This is a genomic window from Paenibacillus mobilis, from assembly GCF_058267595.1.
The window spans coordinates 251,584-266,308 of record NZ_JBZCMS010000007.1 but is presented as its reverse complement, the minus strand read 5'-3'; the positions used below and the strand labels follow the sequence as shown (position 1 = coordinate 266,308).

At 49.3% G+C, this 14,725-nt stretch carries 16 protein-coding genes; all 16 read right to left on the bottom strand.

From position 1 onward, the window contains the following. Positions 1-13: 13 nt before the first annotated feature. The 16 genes from fliD to AC3ZPD_RS15030 all read right to left on the bottom strand — a co-directional run bounded on the left by fliD (position 14) and on the right by AC3ZPD_RS15030 (position 14,677). Entirely contained in the window at positions 14-1,537 is a 1,524-nt protein-coding gene (fliD, locus tag AC3ZPD_RS15105; protein ID WP_490985103.1) for a flagellar filament capping protein FliD, read from the bottom strand. 18 nt (positions 1,538-1,555) lie between these two features. Further along, positions 1,556-1,963, bottom strand: coding sequence for a flagellar protein FlaG (locus AC3ZPD_RS15100; protein WP_490985102.1), 408 nt, complete (start codon positions 1,961-1,963; stop codon positions 1,556-1,558). Positions 1,964-2,085: 122 nt separating this feature from the next. Continuing rightward, positions 2,086-3,360: a flagellin N-terminal helical domain-containing protein gene (locus tag AC3ZPD_RS15095; RefSeq protein ID WP_490985101.1), complete on the bottom strand. Its 1,275-nt coding sequence runs from the start codon at positions 3,358-3,360 to the stop codon at positions 2,086-2,088. Between the two features lie 159 nt (positions 3,361-3,519). Further along, on the bottom strand, positions 3,520-3,756 hold the full coding sequence (gene csrA / locus AC3ZPD_RS15090; RefSeq protein ID WP_490985172.1) for a carbon storage regulator CsrA: 237 nt from the start codon (positions 3,754-3,756) through the stop codon (positions 3,520-3,522). 1 nt (position 3,757) lies between these two features. Continuing rightward, positions 3,758-4,210, bottom strand: coding sequence for a flagellar assembly protein FliW (fliW, locus tag AC3ZPD_RS15085; protein WP_490985100.1), 453 nt, complete (start codon positions 4,208-4,210; stop codon positions 3,758-3,760). 75 nt (positions 4,211-4,285) lie between these two features. Further along, positions 4,286-4,849, bottom strand: coding sequence for a DUF6470 family protein (locus AC3ZPD_RS15080; protein WP_490985099.1), 564 nt, complete (start codon positions 4,847-4,849; stop codon positions 4,286-4,288). Positions 4,850-4,869: 20 nt separating this feature from the next. Continuing rightward, positions 4,870-5,799 (bottom strand): flagellar hook-associated protein FlgL, encoded by a 930-nt coding sequence (flgL, locus tag AC3ZPD_RS15075; protein WP_490985098.1) that lies wholly within the window; start codon positions 5,797-5,799, stop codon positions 4,870-4,872. Positions 5,800-5,825: 26 nt separating this feature from the next. Beyond that, complete coding sequence (flgK, locus tag AC3ZPD_RS15070; protein WP_490985097.1) at positions 5,826-7,409, bottom strand: flagellar hook-associated protein FlgK; 1,584 nt, start codon at positions 7,407-7,409, stop codon at positions 5,826-5,828. A gap of 19 nt (positions 7,410-7,428) precedes the next feature. Continuing rightward, positions 7,429-7,929: a flagellar protein FlgN gene (locus AC3ZPD_RS15065; RefSeq protein ID WP_490985096.1), complete on the bottom strand. Its 501-nt coding sequence runs from the start codon at positions 7,927-7,929 to the stop codon at positions 7,429-7,431. A gap of 21 nt (positions 7,930-7,950) precedes the next feature. After that, positions 7,951-8,232 (bottom strand): flagellar biosynthesis anti-sigma factor FlgM, encoded by a 282-nt coding sequence (gene flgM / locus AC3ZPD_RS15060; RefSeq protein ID WP_490985095.1) that lies wholly within the window; start codon positions 8,230-8,232, stop codon positions 7,951-7,953. Positions 8,233-8,342: 110 nt separating this feature from the next. Then, positions 8,343-8,750 (bottom strand): flagellar protein, encoded by a 408-nt coding sequence (locus tag AC3ZPD_RS15055; protein WP_490985094.1) that lies wholly within the window; start codon positions 8,748-8,750, stop codon positions 8,343-8,345. Between the two features lie 119 nt (positions 8,751-8,869). After that, positions 8,870-9,700: a ComFC family protein gene (locus AC3ZPD_RS15050; RefSeq protein ID WP_490985093.1), complete on the bottom strand. Its 831-nt coding sequence runs from the start codon at positions 9,698-9,700 to the stop codon at positions 8,870-8,872. Positions 9,701-9,735: 35 nt separating this feature from the next. Beyond that, complete coding sequence (locus AC3ZPD_RS15045) at positions 9,736-11,931, bottom strand: helicase-related protein (protein WP_490985092.1); 2,196 nt, start codon at positions 11,929-11,931, stop codon at positions 9,736-9,738. 183 nt (positions 11,932-12,114) lie between these two features. After that, positions 12,115-12,546 (bottom strand): hypothetical protein, encoded by a 432-nt coding sequence (locus AC3ZPD_RS15040; protein WP_490985091.1) that lies wholly within the window; start codon positions 12,544-12,546, stop codon positions 12,115-12,117. Between the two features lie 234 nt (positions 12,547-12,780). Continuing rightward, complete coding sequence (locus AC3ZPD_RS15035) at positions 12,781-13,509, bottom strand: response regulator (RefSeq protein WP_490985090.1); 729 nt, start codon at positions 13,507-13,509, stop codon at positions 12,781-12,783. After that, complete coding sequence (locus tag AC3ZPD_RS15030) at positions 13,496-14,677, bottom strand: sensor histidine kinase (RefSeq protein ID WP_490985089.1); 1,182 nt, start codon at positions 14,675-14,677, stop codon at positions 13,496-13,498. The genes AC3ZPD_RS15035 and AC3ZPD_RS15030 overlap by 14 nt, the downstream gene beginning before the upstream one ends. Positions 14,678-14,725 lie beyond the last annotated feature (48 nt).

The following is a 14,725-nucleotide window of genomic DNA, read 5'->3' as shown; positions in this document are numbered from 1 at the left end:
TAACTTCCTTCCTTTAACTGGAGAGTAAACTTGTCAAGCTTGTAGACTGGTTATTGAGCTGGCTAATCGCCTGCTCCATAGCGCTGAACTGGCTGTAATACCGCTGCTCCATCGCATCCAGCTTATCCTGCATATCAGAGATCCGCTGGTCATAATCCGTCATCAATTTGCCCATGACGCTTTGAGAGTTTAATGCAGCCGTAGTGCTTGTAGAGAACTGGGAAGTTCCCGCCTTATCCGAAATTTGCTTGATAACATCGTTTAGTGAATTACTAAGAGAATCAAATATTCCAGTGCTGCTGCTATTATGAACAAGGTTTGTCACACCTTGCGGGTTGTTCTCAATGGCCTGCTTAAGCTTGTCTTCATCCAGCGTAAGCACGCCGCCTTCATACCACTCTCCGGTTGTAATACCAATATCCGACAGATTGATGGAGTGGCCGCCCATGGCATTTGTCATAGCCGAACGCATATCGTTGATTGCCGATTTCAAAATGTCGTCGTTTTTGAGCAAACCGCTCTGAGCCTTCTCGGTCCAAGCCTTGATATCATCGTCGCTCATATCTTTCTTTTGAGCGTCCGTAAGCGGAGGATAGTCGCGGTATCGTTCCTGACCCACTGTATCATTTAAAGCGCCGAGCAAGCTGTTATAAGCATCAACAAACCCTTTTATCGTATTTATTAGCTGCGTGCTATCTGTTGTAGTAGTGACTTTACTTGGCCCGTTGTTCCCCGTTACTTCATTAAACGTGAGGCTCACGCCGTTTACAACAAGCGTATTGCTATCGGAAGTGTAGGTCTTTTCGATGGTTTGGCTGGTATTATCCGGATCTGGAACCGATATCGTCACTTCAGCCTGTTGTTTGTCAACATTCGTAGAATTAACTAATTTCAGCAGGGAATTATTATTATCCATGTCGGAGTCCAAATTGAATTTCCCGCCAAAGTCTTTAGAAGAGATCAGAAGTCTTCCGCTGACTTCATCAAAGGAAGCGGATACGCCCGCGTCACTGCTGCTGTTAAGTTTCGCGACCACAGAGCCAATCGTATCGTTGCCGCTAAAAGTAAGCGTAGTACCATTAACCGTAATCTTATAACTGTCTGATCCGCTGCCGCCCTGCAATTGGGATAGCGTTGTTGAAGAGTTCAAATTCCCTGATTGATCGTTTAATATAAGCTTTGCCTGCACACCCTGTTTTTGTGCCAGTCGGGTTACCGTTACCGACATAGAGCTGCTGCTCGCATCTGCTGTAGCCTGAGCACTAACAGCATCTTTATTCCCGGAAACCGAAGCGGTCTGGGTAACCAGTGATTGGGATTTGGAGTATAAAGAAAGTTTATTTAATTTAAAATCAACCAGTTTACTGTTCAAATCTTTATAAGTATCTCTCTGCCATTGCAAAATCTGTTTCTGCTGATTTAACTGATCCAGCGGCCCTTGCTGTGCCGCCATCAGCTGCTTGACCATGCTGTCCGTATCGATTCCTGAAGCCAGACCGCTGATTCTTAAAGCGCTTGATGGGTTTACAGATGACAAATTCAAAACCTCCTTTATTTATATCCGTTTATCTACGACAATTCCGGCGATCTCCATCATTTTGGCCACCAGATCAAGTGTCTTCTCCGGAGGTACTTCCCGTATCACTTCTCCCGTATCCTTGTTCAGAACCTTCACCATGATGGAATGCGTGGGCTCATGCACGCTGACCGCAAGTGTCGTCTCTGGACCATCCAACGCCTTAATGGCTTGATCAATCCGGCGGACCAACGCTTCCTGCGCTACAGAAACCGGAACACCTTGCTTCTCTACTCTCTTTAATTCCTGCAAAGTTTGGATCTTCTCTGAACCAGAAGCAGGCGGAGTTGAACCTGTTGAAAGTGATTCCTGCTGCGCGGTTCCCGTTACCTGAGCTTTCGGCTGAGGTACAGCTGCATTTACGGACATCGAAAACTGAAGATTCATAAACATGACCTCCGGCAGAATAGTTTACCTTATATATCGGCTGATTCACGAGGTTGTTTTAGACTTATGGGGAAAATAAAAAGCCCCAGGCAAACGCCCGAGGCTGAGAATTAAGCTTAAAATTAACGAAGCAATTGAAGCACGGATTGCGGTTGTTGGTTCGCTTGAGCCAACATTGCTTGAGCCGCTTGTGCCAAGATGGAGTTCTTCGTTTGGTTAACCATTTCAGAAGCCATATCCACGTCACGAACGCGGGATTCAGCAGCTGTCAGGTTTTCGGAAGAAGTTCCCAAGTTGTTGATGGTGTGTTCAAGACGGTTTTGGTAAGCACCCAGTTTGGAACGTTCGCTGGAAACGCTAGTGATGGCTTTATCGATTGTTGTAATAGCAGTGTTGGCTGCATCACGGGAAGAAATATCAATACCGCCTACGGAGAGATTTGTATCTCCCGTTACTGCTGCAGTGAGCGACAACAAAGTTTTTGTTGGATCTTCAACACTTGTAAAGGTTTGATCATCAGTAGAAGTAGCAATAACTTTACCGTTTTGATCTTCAATTGTGGAAGCACCAGCTGCAAATTTAATTGTGTAATCCCCTGCTTGCAGACCATTTGTATTCGCAAAGGATGCTTGAGCGGTTACATCAGAGCCTGAGATATTAATTTTACTACCAGCGCCAGCTTTCTGGTCAAGTACAAAGGTATCATCGCCATTCTTAGACTCGAACGTAAGTCCGTCTGTACTTGTACCAACTACCTCACCAGCAGCATTTTTCATTTCGAAAGTACCGGCAGTAGCACCTTCACTAACTGTATAGTTCCCATCTGAGAAATTAGTGTTACCATCACCACCATCAGTAATTGTAGTGGTCTCAGTAACTTTAGTAGCTCCTGCTACACCCAGTTGGAACCCACGAACATCACCAATAGACAAGGAAATGTTTTGATCTTGGTTTGCGCCAATTTGGAAAGTACCGCTGAATTTACCGCTCAGCAATTTCTGAGTATTGAACTCAGTATCGTTACCGATACGGGAAAGTTCTTGGGACAGTTGATCTACTTCTTTTTGCAATTGATCACGGTCATCAGCTGTGTTCGTATCATTCGCGGATTGAACGGAAAGTTCACGCATACGTTGCAAGATGTCGTGGGATTCGTTCATCGCGCCTTCAGCTGTTTGAATCAAGGAAATACCATCTTGAGCGTTACGGGAAGCTTGATCCAGACCGCGGATCTGACCACGCATTTTTTCGGAAATTGCCAAACCGGCAGCGTCGTCACCGGCACGGTTGATGCGAAGACCGGAAGACAGTTTTTCCATCGATTTGCTTTGTGCGTTAGAAGCAGAGTTCAGAGCACGGGAAGTGTTCAAAGCCGCAATATTGTGATTGATAATCATGTTAAATTTCCTCCTTGAAATTTGGTTATATCCACGTCCATGTGGTGACACCAGCTTGTGGGTCGGCCGCCCCTCACTGGCACCTAATATTTATATCGTTTATCGCTGTAGACTTGTTTATAGCTAATTCAAAAAATTTTGGCCAATTTTGCTAAATACTTAATCCTGGGGCGAATGAAAACGGTTCAGCAGCTCCTGGATGCCCTTCGAATCGGGAGCTGCTGACTCGCGATTGGACTCCTGAATCGATAAATAGACTTCTTTCCGGAGGATATCTACGTGTTTAGGGGCAGAAATGCCTATTCTCACCAGTTCGCCTTCTACGCTTAGTACTGTAATTTCGATTTCATCGCCAATGATGATCGATTCTCCTTTTTTTCTGGACAATACAAGCACTTCATTCACCGCCCCTTCCGGTATTTAGTTTTTGTGCAGACACCGAAAACAAAGGGTGACGAGTCTGATAAACCGATTGATGGAGTACGATCTGCTTACCGATCCGTTTGACGGGGTTCATGACCACCGGAGCCAACAAATTCATAGTCGATTGATCCATCGGTTCTCTCAAGGTAACTACAGAACGCACTAGAAGCTCCCCGGCAATTTCCAGTTCCTCCGCATCCGCATCCGGAAGCTCAAATTCATATTTCGGATAAAATTGAAAAGGATTCGTCAATAAAAAAGACAGATTCTCTTCCTTAACGGACTGTAAATAACTAAATGGGCCGTCCGGCAGCTCAATTAAAGCAAATTGTATTTCGTGCTCGAAGCCAGGTATTCCTTTTGGAAAGGAATAAATCTGATTTTCGTCAATGTCGATTCGGCCCCAGGCCGCGGTTTCAATATTCATCCTACATCGCTCCTATAACGGGTTTACATAAAAAAGCTATAGACGGAATAGTAAAGTTCCTCTATAGCTAGTTTCTTACATTTGGATATCTAAAGCAGGCGGAATAAATTGTATTGAAGGGTACTGCCTCATATAAATGTCCAGCTTCCCTCGGGTATACTCAATTTCCGGTTTATTGATCTGAACGCTGATGTCAGGTTTATGCGTCCGGACCTCCACTTGGGTGGGGTGCGGAGTAAAGGAAATGTCCACATTGGCCCGGGATGCTTCGCCCCGAAATTCTACAAAGGGATTGTCATTCCAGTCCCCGTCCAGAATTTCCGGAATCGTATTCCCCGGTTTATAGAAGGCAGCCATTCTGTTGCCCTCTTCTACCCGTTTGGCAAGCCCCTGCAGAAAAAGCTGTTTGATATTGCCGTTCATCCGCGTCAGCGTATCCAGAAAATTCCCGCCAGTGTAAGCGGCGAAAGCACGCGACTGATCCACATGTAAATCAGCTGGCTGCTGATGGAGTTCAAGTTCCGCCGGCTGCTGGCGGATTTCAAGATCTGCCTTAGGCTGACGTATGGAATACTGCCCGAGATCGGCATCTATTCCGATAAGCGCATTGGTCTGGCGAATGCCCAGGATCGGAACCAACTAGACTCCTCCTCTCATGATTAACGCATAAAATCAACCAGAGAAGGCTGAATAATCTTCGACCCTGCAGACAATGTAGCATTGTAGACGTTTTCCTGAACTTTCGACTGGATAACGATCTGTGAGTAATCCACATCTTCCGTTTTGGACTGCAAATCGGTCAGGTTCGCGTTAAAATCCTCGAGACGGCTTTTCATTAAATCAACCCGGTTTGACTTGGCTCCAATTTCCGCTTGCGCCGAGTTAATCGTATCCATCCGATTGTCCAGATGAGTTAACTGTTCCGAAATGGTACTGTAATCTCCGGTCGAAAGAGCGGACGAAAGATTATTAAAAATAGTAAAGATATTACTGTCCGGATCAGCATCGTTAGGGCTGCCGAACACTTGATCCCCGGTAGTATTAATAGTTAACTGTGCTCCTCCGCTTACCGCATAATTAATCGGGCTCGTATCGACATTAAGAATCGTCAAATCAGACGTATCCGAAACGCCGTCGGCGTTCTGCGGGAAGTCATAAGGTTTTTGCGTATAGTTCTGTCCATTAAAAATATATTTGCCATTCAGTTGGCTGTTCGCAATATCGATCATTTGCTCCTTCAACTGCTGAACTTCCTGATTGATGCTGTCCAGCGAGGCTTGCGAATTCGTAGAAGAAGCCGCTTGTACGGTCAGTTCTTTTAATCGCGTCATAACATCGTTAGCCTGGCTGAGCACCGTATCATTATAGTCGAGCCACGAAGTCACACTGTCAACGTTGGATTGATACTCCTCATTAGAAGAAAGCTCCGAACGATAACGGAGGGAGTAAGTGACCCCTACAGCGTCATCGGAAGGTTTGTTGAGCTTGCGGCCCGTCGACATCTGATTTTGGGTATTATTCATCTGCACAGCCGTCCGGTTTAGATTCATCAGCATTTGATTGCTCATCATATTATTCGTAATACGCATAAAATCACCTCATCTAATGGCTATTATTATCTGCCAACCGTCCCCGTCGAGTTGATCAGCTTATCAAGTACTTCATCGAAAGTGGTCATAAATCTGGCTGCCGCACTGTAGGCGTGCTGAAACTTAATCAAATTGGACATTTCTTCATCAAGGGATACTCCGCTTACGGATTGCCGGCTGTTGTCCACTGATGTCACCATACTCGTTGCATTTTCGACCTTTCTTTGAGCATCCGAAGACTGGACACCCAGTTGGCCGACAATCCCGTTATAAAAACTGCTGATCGTCGACTGATTGGTAGTACCGTCAACCGTAAACACTCCGTTTTGGAGATCATTCATGATCAGAGCAAGCGAGTTATTCCCCATCACCGGCTTGCCATTCTCGTCCAGTCTCATGGAGGCGGCGATCATATCCGGGTTGTTTGCAATGTCCGGATTCATCGTAATATTGCCAGCTGTAAGCGTTGAAGAACCGTCAGCGGCGGTAAAGAAAGGGAGTCCGGCCGAGCCGTCTTTCGTGTACCCGAGCTGATGAAGGCCATTGATACCCTTCACTGTGATGTCCGTGCTGTTTTGCAGTACAGAGCCTTTAGCAATGGTCTGTCCGGCAGCCACATTCGTCGCCACACCATTCACCAGCACGACTGTATCTTTGGCTGCAACGGTATCCTGAGCCATCGTGATCCCCGACGGAACCGTAACCGTAACGGAACCGTTCGCAATCGTGTTAACCAATTGATTTAACTGTTTGGTATAGTCAGCGACGTAATTATCCTTGGAGTAGATCATTCCGTAAACTTCTCCGCTAGTCAGGTTATTGCCTGCGAAAGCTCCCTCCAAAAGATCACTGGTCACCGGCGTTACAGTGGTCCCATCCGTCAGCAGATCCTGTCCGCCCATAGAGATTGAATATCCCTGATCCCCATCCGTGACATTAATATTAATGATGTTTGACAGCTTATCTACCATCAGATCACGCTGGTCCCTCAAATCGTTGGCGTCATCCCCGAGCCCTTCAATTCGTGTAATCGACGTATTCAAATCTGAGATGTTTGTCAGGTAATTGTTTATTTCATCGGCCTTAATGCTAATACTAGACGTCAAATCGCTGTTCAAATCCGATAACTGCTGGCTTGTATGATTAAGCGCATCCGTCAATGCCAAAGTACTTTCCTTAAGCACCTTTCGAGCAGTAACATCCTGCGGATCTTTACTGAGCGTGGACCAGGCTGTCCAAAAATTACCGAGAACCGTATTCAGGCCGGTATCCGAAGGTTCAGTAAAGATCTGTTCCAATTTGGCTAACGTATCCGATTGGATCGTAAAATTACCTAAGGACTGGTTCTCATTCCGATATTGAGAGTCCAAAAAAGCATCCCGGATTCGGCTAATCGAGCCAAATTCAACACCTGTACCCAATTGTCCCGGCACATTGGAGCGATTCAAGCCATAGGCTTCAATAGGCCGTGAAGCCTGCATATTCACTGTTTGCCGAGTATATCCTTCCGTGTTGGCATTTGCGATATTATGTCCTGTTGTATTTAAAGCTGCCGTTTGGGTCAGCAAACTTCGCTTTGCCGTTTCTATGGAATGAAATGTAGATGTCATACTTTCCTCCTTAAAGCGCTCAGGCGCGGGTATCGAAAAGTCCTGGGCGATTGTAGCCGCCAGACTTGTTTCCAGGATGGCGGTATGTCGTTTCGTCGTCCGGGGGACCGACCAACAGGTCCAGCGAATAATCAATGAAGCTTAATGACTGTTCCACAAGCTTCTGGTTCAAATCATTAGCCGCTTTCAATTTATCCAACGACTGGCTAAGCTTGGCCTGGATCTCCTGAAGCTTCTGCTTCTCCACAGGGTCAAACACCAAACGGGATATTTCCGTCATGTTAAGATTCAGCCGGGATTTAATTCCCCGTTCACGAAGAAAAGACTGACAAGCTCCCACTCTCTGTTCGTCCAGCTGTTCGATCCGCTTCACGCAGCGCGATTCCTGATTCAGAATGTCTATGAGCTTATCCACGTAATTGCCTATAATGGCTTTGCGTTTCTCAGACGCAAAGCTCAGCATGTTTTGATGTTCTTCATCCAGCCGTTCTAACACTTCGACCAATGCGTCTACTGACATTTGAACCTCCTATTGCCGCAACTATTTATCGGTAAACGATTTAAAATAAGGCACCAGCTTTTCGGCAAGCTTTCCGGCGTCTACCTGATAGGTGCCGGATGAAACCTGGGCCTTCAGATTTTGTATTCTTTCCGCTTTAGCCGGATCGGCCCCTTCTTTCGACTTGAGAAGCTCCAACGCTTCATTAGATATCGAAACCTGATCCTGTTTTTTAATTTTCTTATCTTCAACCTGACGCTGATTGTCCGTTTGACGCTGATAGGAATTCACCGCTCCGAGCCGTCCAATATCATTTATCTTCACGATTGTAGTCCTCCTTTAAAAAAATACAAGCCGATAACCTTTATATAAAGTTTATCGGCATGGTTCAAAACAATGTTAATAGATATTTAGCCCAATCCCACAATGGAGCTTTATTCCTTACGCAATTTGTTTAATGCCCCGTATGTATTAGTTCCCTGGACCTCTGTTTCCCCGGAAATCTCCTTGGCGGCCGCGCTTAAGTCGCGGGTCAGCCTGGAACGGCAGCTTTCGCAGATGTTCCCTTCACGAAGCATGGTCGTTCCGCAGACCTCGCAAGGATACATCATCCCGGGATTGTTCTCGATAGAAATTCGGCCTTCCCGGATGAATTTGGTGATCTGCTTGATGGTGACGCCCGTTGCATCGGACAGTTCCTGCATATGGGCTCCCTTATTCTCACGGAGATAAGTTTTACATGTATCGTATTCAATCTCGATATCTTTAATACAGTTGCCGCACATACCCATGAAGTTTTTTGCATATAGTTTTCCGCAGCGAGGACAGTTATCCAAATTCATGCTCATTCCTCCACCAAAAATGTTAAAAAAACGATGCTTAATATATAGATTACTTCATACCTTCGTTTAAGTCTATCCAGTCTATTTCTCTATATCGGAAGAAGAACATGGAAAATGAATCAGGAACGCGCCCAGGTCAGGCTGTAAATCTCGGCTTCCAGGCCCATGGAAAAAAACAACTCCCGCAATTGAGCGGCACAAGCGCCAATAGTGCTGCCCGTCGTATAAATATCATCCACAAGGAGCAGGCGAAGCGCTTGTTTGGGTTGATTTTTTCCGGATATGAAAAACTCCGAGCTTCCCTGATTCAATTCTTGCTTCAATTGTTCTGCTGCAGGCCAAAGGGGAATAAAAGCTTTTTTCATATCCTGGAGTCGTTCAGAGCGGGATTTCAGACTTTGTTTTTCGGTTTCGCGGGAACGCTGCAACAGCGGCATATAAGCTCGTCCCGACGCCCCGGCTACTGCCGTTGCCAACACCTCGGCCTGGTTAAACCCGCGCTCCAGCAGCCTGGACGGGCTTACCGGCACACTGGTAATCAGGTCTACACGCCAGCCTCGGTCCCCAGAGACTGTCCGCATCTCCAGTTCCATAAGTTTATACGCTTGAAGCAACATTCGTCCAAGCAGGGGAGCCAGGCTTTCCCGCCCTCTATATTTGTATTGGCCCAGCCATTCGCGCATCTGCTCATTGTACATGACCGCACTTCGGTTCAAAATGAATGAGCGGTGCTCCGCCCATTCGCCGCGCGTACAGTCCGGACAGCCGATTCCCCTGCCGCAAACGGGACAGCGCGGGCTCCAGATCCACGGAATGGCCCTGACGCAGGCTTCACACAGCTCCGGAAATTTCGCGGAGGTTGACCGAATCGTTGCCCCACAGCCTAAACAGGTACTTACAGGAGGAGCGAGCAAAGAGTAAAGCTTTTCAAAAAAAGGCATGGAGGGCATGGAACGTTCATCTCCTTATATTCTTTTTTACTGCTTTAATGCTCTTTGGATTCAGGCAGAAGGTAACCTTTCCTCAAACCGATCCGATTCATTTGCTTGATTTGCCTGATAGCTCCACGCTGCGCCGCAGTCGGCTGTCTGGAGAAAAAATAAACCCTGCCGTCAGGATCCTCTTGGGATCTTCCGGCCCGGCCGGCCATCTGAATCAGGGACGCTTCATCAAACAGCCCGCTGTCCGCATCCAAAATAAAAACATCGCTGCGGGGCACCGTCACTCCCCGTTCGAGAATGGTGGTGGTAACCAGAATGCGGATCTCCCGGCTGCGAAACGCAAGCACCTTGACTGTACGGCCTTCGTCCCTCGAGGAAGTCCCCTCAATTGGTATCCCTGCCAGCTTGTTCCGCAGCAGCGTTAAAAACGGTTCAATTTGCTGAATCCGGGAAATGAAAAGGAAGATTTGCGCTTCCCGGCGCAGTGAATTTTGCAAGGCGGACAGCAGCTCGCCAGGCAGCCGCTTGCGGTTGAGATTTTCAGCGGTGCTGGGGATTTGTACTCTTATTGGCACCGGAAGCGCATGGCCGTGGTAACGGGCCGGGACCTTGGCGACTCCGCAGCGGCCGGCAGCGGCATCACGCTGAAGCTTTGGAGGCGGAGTCGCCGAAAGGAAAATGAAATGCCCCGTATCTTTGCAGCAGGCTTCAGCGGCATAGGCGAGCATGGGGTCGTTGTGGAAAGGAAAAGCATCAATCTCATCCACAATGACCAGGTCAAAGGCTTGGTGAAACCGGAGCAGCTGATGAGTAGTAGCCAACACCAGATTAGCCGGGCCCCAGCGGTCCTGGCTTCCCCCATAAAGAACGTTCATTTTCTGCTGCGGAAAAACCTTGGCCAGCCGCGGCGCAAGCTCCAGCACGACGTCCCGTCGCGGCGTCGCCACCAGCGCTTTTCCTCCGGCTTCAAGCACGTGTGCAAGCAGCGGGAAAATCATCTCCGTTTTGCCTGCGCCGGTCACGGCCCAGAGCAGGAAGCGGGCCGGACGAGCGGGCGGAGGGGGGGATGGGATGACCACTTTTCCTATCGTAGAAGCAAGCTTCCCCGGGTATGAAAGGCCGGCCCATAGGGTTGAAAGCCACGCTGCAGTGCGCGGCACCCGGGTTGGGTGGTGAGAGGGCCGCGCTTGCTGGTCTGGTGGCCGAGCCTGACGATTGGAGGGCAGGATTGGCTGATCTGACGGCAAGGCCTGGCTACGGGAGAATGGGCCCGAGCGATAGGAGGCCGAGGGCGGCCGGGATAGCTGGGATCGCTCGGATAGCTTGGGCTCATATCGCCCAGCCAGGAAGCGAAGCGCGGCGGCTGCTGCCTCGCGCTGCGCCGGGCTGAGCCCCCATCGGTCGAGCTGCTGACCGATGGGGGCCGGGCGGGCCGCGCGCTCCGCCGCGGCCCTGGTGCCTGCGCTGCCGCGAAGCAGCAGCGCACAAGAGCGGCTGCGCCCCAGCGCGAGGCAGGCCTCGCAGTAGGCGCAGCCGCTTTGCCCGCACGAGGCGCATGGCGCCGTGCGGGTCACTTCGCTGCCGCAGCGCCGGCAGCGGGGAAGCGCCGGCCCGCGCAGCAGGCCGGCGGGCCCACGTCGCCCCCTTTCAGGCGGGGCGACTCCGGCCATGAGCGCAGCGTGCCCGGCAAGCTGGGCCAGCTGCGCGAGGGTCCGCCAGCTGCCGGCCAGCCCCGGCAGCTCCGCTTCCAGCAGCCCTCGCAGCTCGGGCTGCAGCAGCGAGCGGCCCGGGATCAGGGCCGCGAACCGCCCTGCATCGGCCGCCGACGGAAACCGGCCCGGCTCGGCGAATCCTTTTTCCCCGTTGTCCTCCGGCTTGCACAACTCCATCCACCGGGGGTGGATCCCCGCCTCCGAAGCAAATAGACAAACCGGAAAGCGTAATAATCGCTGCGCTTCCCCCGGCCCTCCCCCTTCACTCCCACCATTCAAAAGCAACCGTGCCCAATCCTCCAAAGTGAATCGGTCCAAACTCTGCCCGGAGATAAACTGATCGCGCCAAGCTGCGGCTTCCCCCAGCGGGACGCCGCATGCCAACAAGATAAGCTTATCCGCCGTAACCATACTTGAATCTTTCATAGGAGACCGGCCTGTCCACCAAAGAAAATCCACCCGCATATCCAGGCTGATCCATGCGCTCCATTGCCCTGAGCGTCGCACCACATACAAGGAAACTTTCATCTTTCGCTCCTCCTTTTGCATTGCAATAATTTGATTTTTAAGAGTGAACCGGCGCGGCCCTTACCCCTCTAAATTTCATGCGTTCCAAGCAACAAAAAAAGCACACTCCAAGTTCAAAACTTGTAGAGTGTGCTTCACCCGGCGTTTCTTTTGTTCTTCCAAATCCAGAAACGGAGTATGAAATTAAACGACATGTACATAGGGAATTTTGGAAGCCTCCCCGGGCTGGCGAAGATCGATAAACTTGAATCCATCCGTTTGGAGCTCGGGCGAATGCTGGGCCAAGTCTTCCCTGGACAGCTCCCCTGAAAAAAGGATGACCTGCAGCTCCATCTCTTCCGATTTCCCCATTCGCTCAGCGATGGCTACCGTATCATCCTCGGAGTTTTCATCCACCAGCGTTACCAGATGAGGGATGCTGGTCAATTTGGCGTACCAGGAAATGGCGCGTAAATACCATTCCACCTGCCGCCCATGATTTCGCGTCACCAATACATAATGAACAAAACGCCGTTCGCCGGCAGTCGTCTTGTTTAACGACCGGCGATAAAACCCATGCACGGCCAATGCGGCCAAAACATATCCGGCAACAATCCATAAAGCCAACATGATCATGGAGTCCACCTCCCCGATGTTCAGGCGGAAGTGCTTTTGAAAAGCATAAGCCGCCTGCCGCGGAACCTTAGTTTTAAACTAAGATAATATATGCGGCCATGGGAAAAGCGGTTACTGGGCTAACCCGGCTTTTGGCTCCGAATCTTAGATCTTAGCTCTTAGCTCCAGCTTCCAACTCCAGCCAATGAGTTGAACCTGCTGCCGGTTAAAACCGCATAGATGTTTTTACCGTTGTTACAAGGTTACCCAACCAAACTTAATGGCATTGATAACCGCCTGGGTGCGGTCGTCAACTTCCATCTTCTGCAAAATGCTGCTGACGTGGTTTTTCACCGTCTTTTCGCTGATAAACAGATGTTCGCCGATCATTTTATTGCTGCGGCCTTCAGCCATCAGGCGAAGCACCTCCGCTTCACGGCGGGTAAGCGGGTTATCGTCGCCGGCCACGAACTTGACCCCGGCTTCACGCAGCGTGCCGTCTTCGGCAATCGCTCCGGTTTCATGCAGGTATTCCATCCGGCGGAGCTGCTGAATGAGCTTGCCCGTCACTTTCGGATGAATAAAGGCATGTCCTTCCGCTACGGAACGGATCGCGTTAATCAGCGACTCGGCTTCCATATCCTTCAGCAAATAACCGGTGGCGCCTTTGCGCAGCGTTTCAAACACATAACTTTCATCATCATGGATGGATAAAATAATGATTTTAATTTCAGGCATCGCTTCGCGCAGCTGCTCAGTCGCATCTACACCGTTTGTGCCCGGCATATTGATGTCCATCAGCACGATTTGCGGAGAAAAACGGCTGCAGGCTTCCAAAACCTGCGATCCATCGCTGCATTCCCCGACAACCTCGATGTCTTCCTCCATATTTAAAATCCGTTTCAAGCCTTCACGAAACAACTGGTGATCGTCCGCCAAAAGCACTTTTATAGTCTTGTTTTCCTGTAAGTTACTCTGCTCCATCTCCTATTGCTCCCTTCTCTTTTCCTACGTTTGTCGGAATATGAATAATAATTTTCGTTCCCTGGTTTTCCGCCGACTCAATCTCCATTCGGCCATCGAGCAGCTCAACCCGTTCACGCATTCCTATCAAGCCAAAATGAGAGTGTTCTTTGGTCTTCTGCTCTAGTAAGTCCACTTTAAAGCCAAGACCATTATCCTGTACCACGATTTTTATCATCTGTGCTTGATAAGTAATTTCGACACCGACAAAGGTAGGATAGGCATGTTTGGCCGCATTGTTAAGAGCTTCCTGTACAAGACGGAATATAGCCGCTTCCATTGCAGATGACAACCGCTGCTCTTTACCTCTCGTTTCAAAAGTGGCTCTGATTTTGGATTTTTCTTCGAAATCGTGAACATATTTGCGCAGTGTAGGGATCAGCCCCAAATCATCCAAGGCCATCGGACGTAAATTGAAAATGACCTTGCGCATCTCTTCCAGGCTGGATCTGACTTGCTGCTTCAAATCTATTATTTCGTCCCTTACCGTGTTAAAATCCTGCTTCATGAGCATTCTTTCGACAATTTCCGTCCTTAGCACCATATTAGCGAGCAATTGGGCAGGACCATCGTGAATTTCCCGGGAGATCCGTTTGCGTTCTTCTTCCTGGGCCAAAATGATCTTCAGGCCGATCAGCTGCCGGTTCTTGGCCGACTCCAAGATTCGCGTGACCTGACCGAGCTCGCCTGACAGGTATTCCAGCACCACATTCATTTGTGTGCCTATGGTTTCCGCCCGTTCCACGGAGCGTTCGACATTGCGCGCCCGCTTCTGAAGTTCGTCCCTGCGGGCCTTCAGGTACATTTCCTTTTCCCTGTAAATGAGCAGATCCAGCTGCAGCTGCGTGGCCTTCTCGTAGGCCTGCTTGATATCCTCTTCCTTGTAACGCACAAAATCCCGGCTGACTTCCGTCAGCCGGATTCTTGAGCGGCGGTAATTCAGTTCGAGCTGATCCACCTTTTCAACGGTTTCAGCCGTCTCTTTCATTACCTGCTGAAGCTCAGAGCTCAGCATTTTCAGCTCGGACTGAGCGGCATCGAGGATTTCGATCATTTGCATTTTGCTGTCCTGCATGACGTTTATCGCATTTTTAATGACGCGGTCGATCGCATCGGTTTGAAAATCCACGTAGGCCCAATCTCCATTCTTTTACATCCGTGTAATTATCAAACCTAT

Excerpts from the sequence above, each read along its gene's own strand:
- fliW (WP_490985100.1), bottom strand. The coding sequence starts at position 4,210 with ATGAATATTGAAACCGCGGCCTGGGGCCGAATCGACATTGACGAAAAT.
- AC3ZPD_RS15040 (WP_490985091.1), bottom strand. The coding sequence starts at position 12,546 with ATGATCATGTTGGCTTTATGGATTGTTGCCGGATATGTTTTGGCCGCA.
- flgK (WP_490985097.1), bottom strand. The coding sequence starts at position 7,409 with ATGACATCTACATTTCATTCCATAGAAACGGCAAAGCGAAGTTTGCTG.
- AC3ZPD_RS15055 (WP_490985094.1), bottom strand. The coding sequence starts at position 8,750 with ATGAATTTGGATAACTGTCCTCGCTGCGGAAAACTATATGCAAAAAAC.
- AC3ZPD_RS15035 (WP_490985090.1), bottom strand. The coding sequence starts at position 13,509 with ATGGAGCAGAGTAACTTACAGGAAAACAAGACTATAAAAGTGCTTTTG.
- AC3ZPD_RS15050 (WP_490985093.1), bottom strand. The coding sequence starts at position 9,700 with ATGCCCTCCATGCCTTTTTTTGAAAAGCTTTACTCTTTGCTCGCTCCT.
- AC3ZPD_RS15045 (WP_490985092.1), bottom strand. The coding sequence starts at position 11,931 with ATGAAAGTTTCCTTGTATGTGGTGCGACGCTCAGGGCAATGGAGCGCA.
- AC3ZPD_RS15095 (WP_490985101.1), bottom strand. The coding sequence starts at position 3,360 with ATGATTATCAATCACAATATTGCGGCTTTGAACACTTCCCGTGCTCTG.
- flgL (WP_490985098.1), bottom strand. The coding sequence starts at position 5,799 with ATGCGTATTACGAATAATATGATGAGCAATCAAATGCTGATGAATCTA.
- AC3ZPD_RS15100 (WP_490985102.1), bottom strand. The coding sequence starts at position 1,963 with ATGAATCTTCAGTTTTCGATGTCCGTAAATGCAGCTGTACCTCAGCCG.
- AC3ZPD_RS15065 (WP_490985096.1), bottom strand. The coding sequence starts at position 7,929 with ATGTCAGTAGACGCATTGGTCGAAGTGTTAGAACGGCTGGATGAAGAA.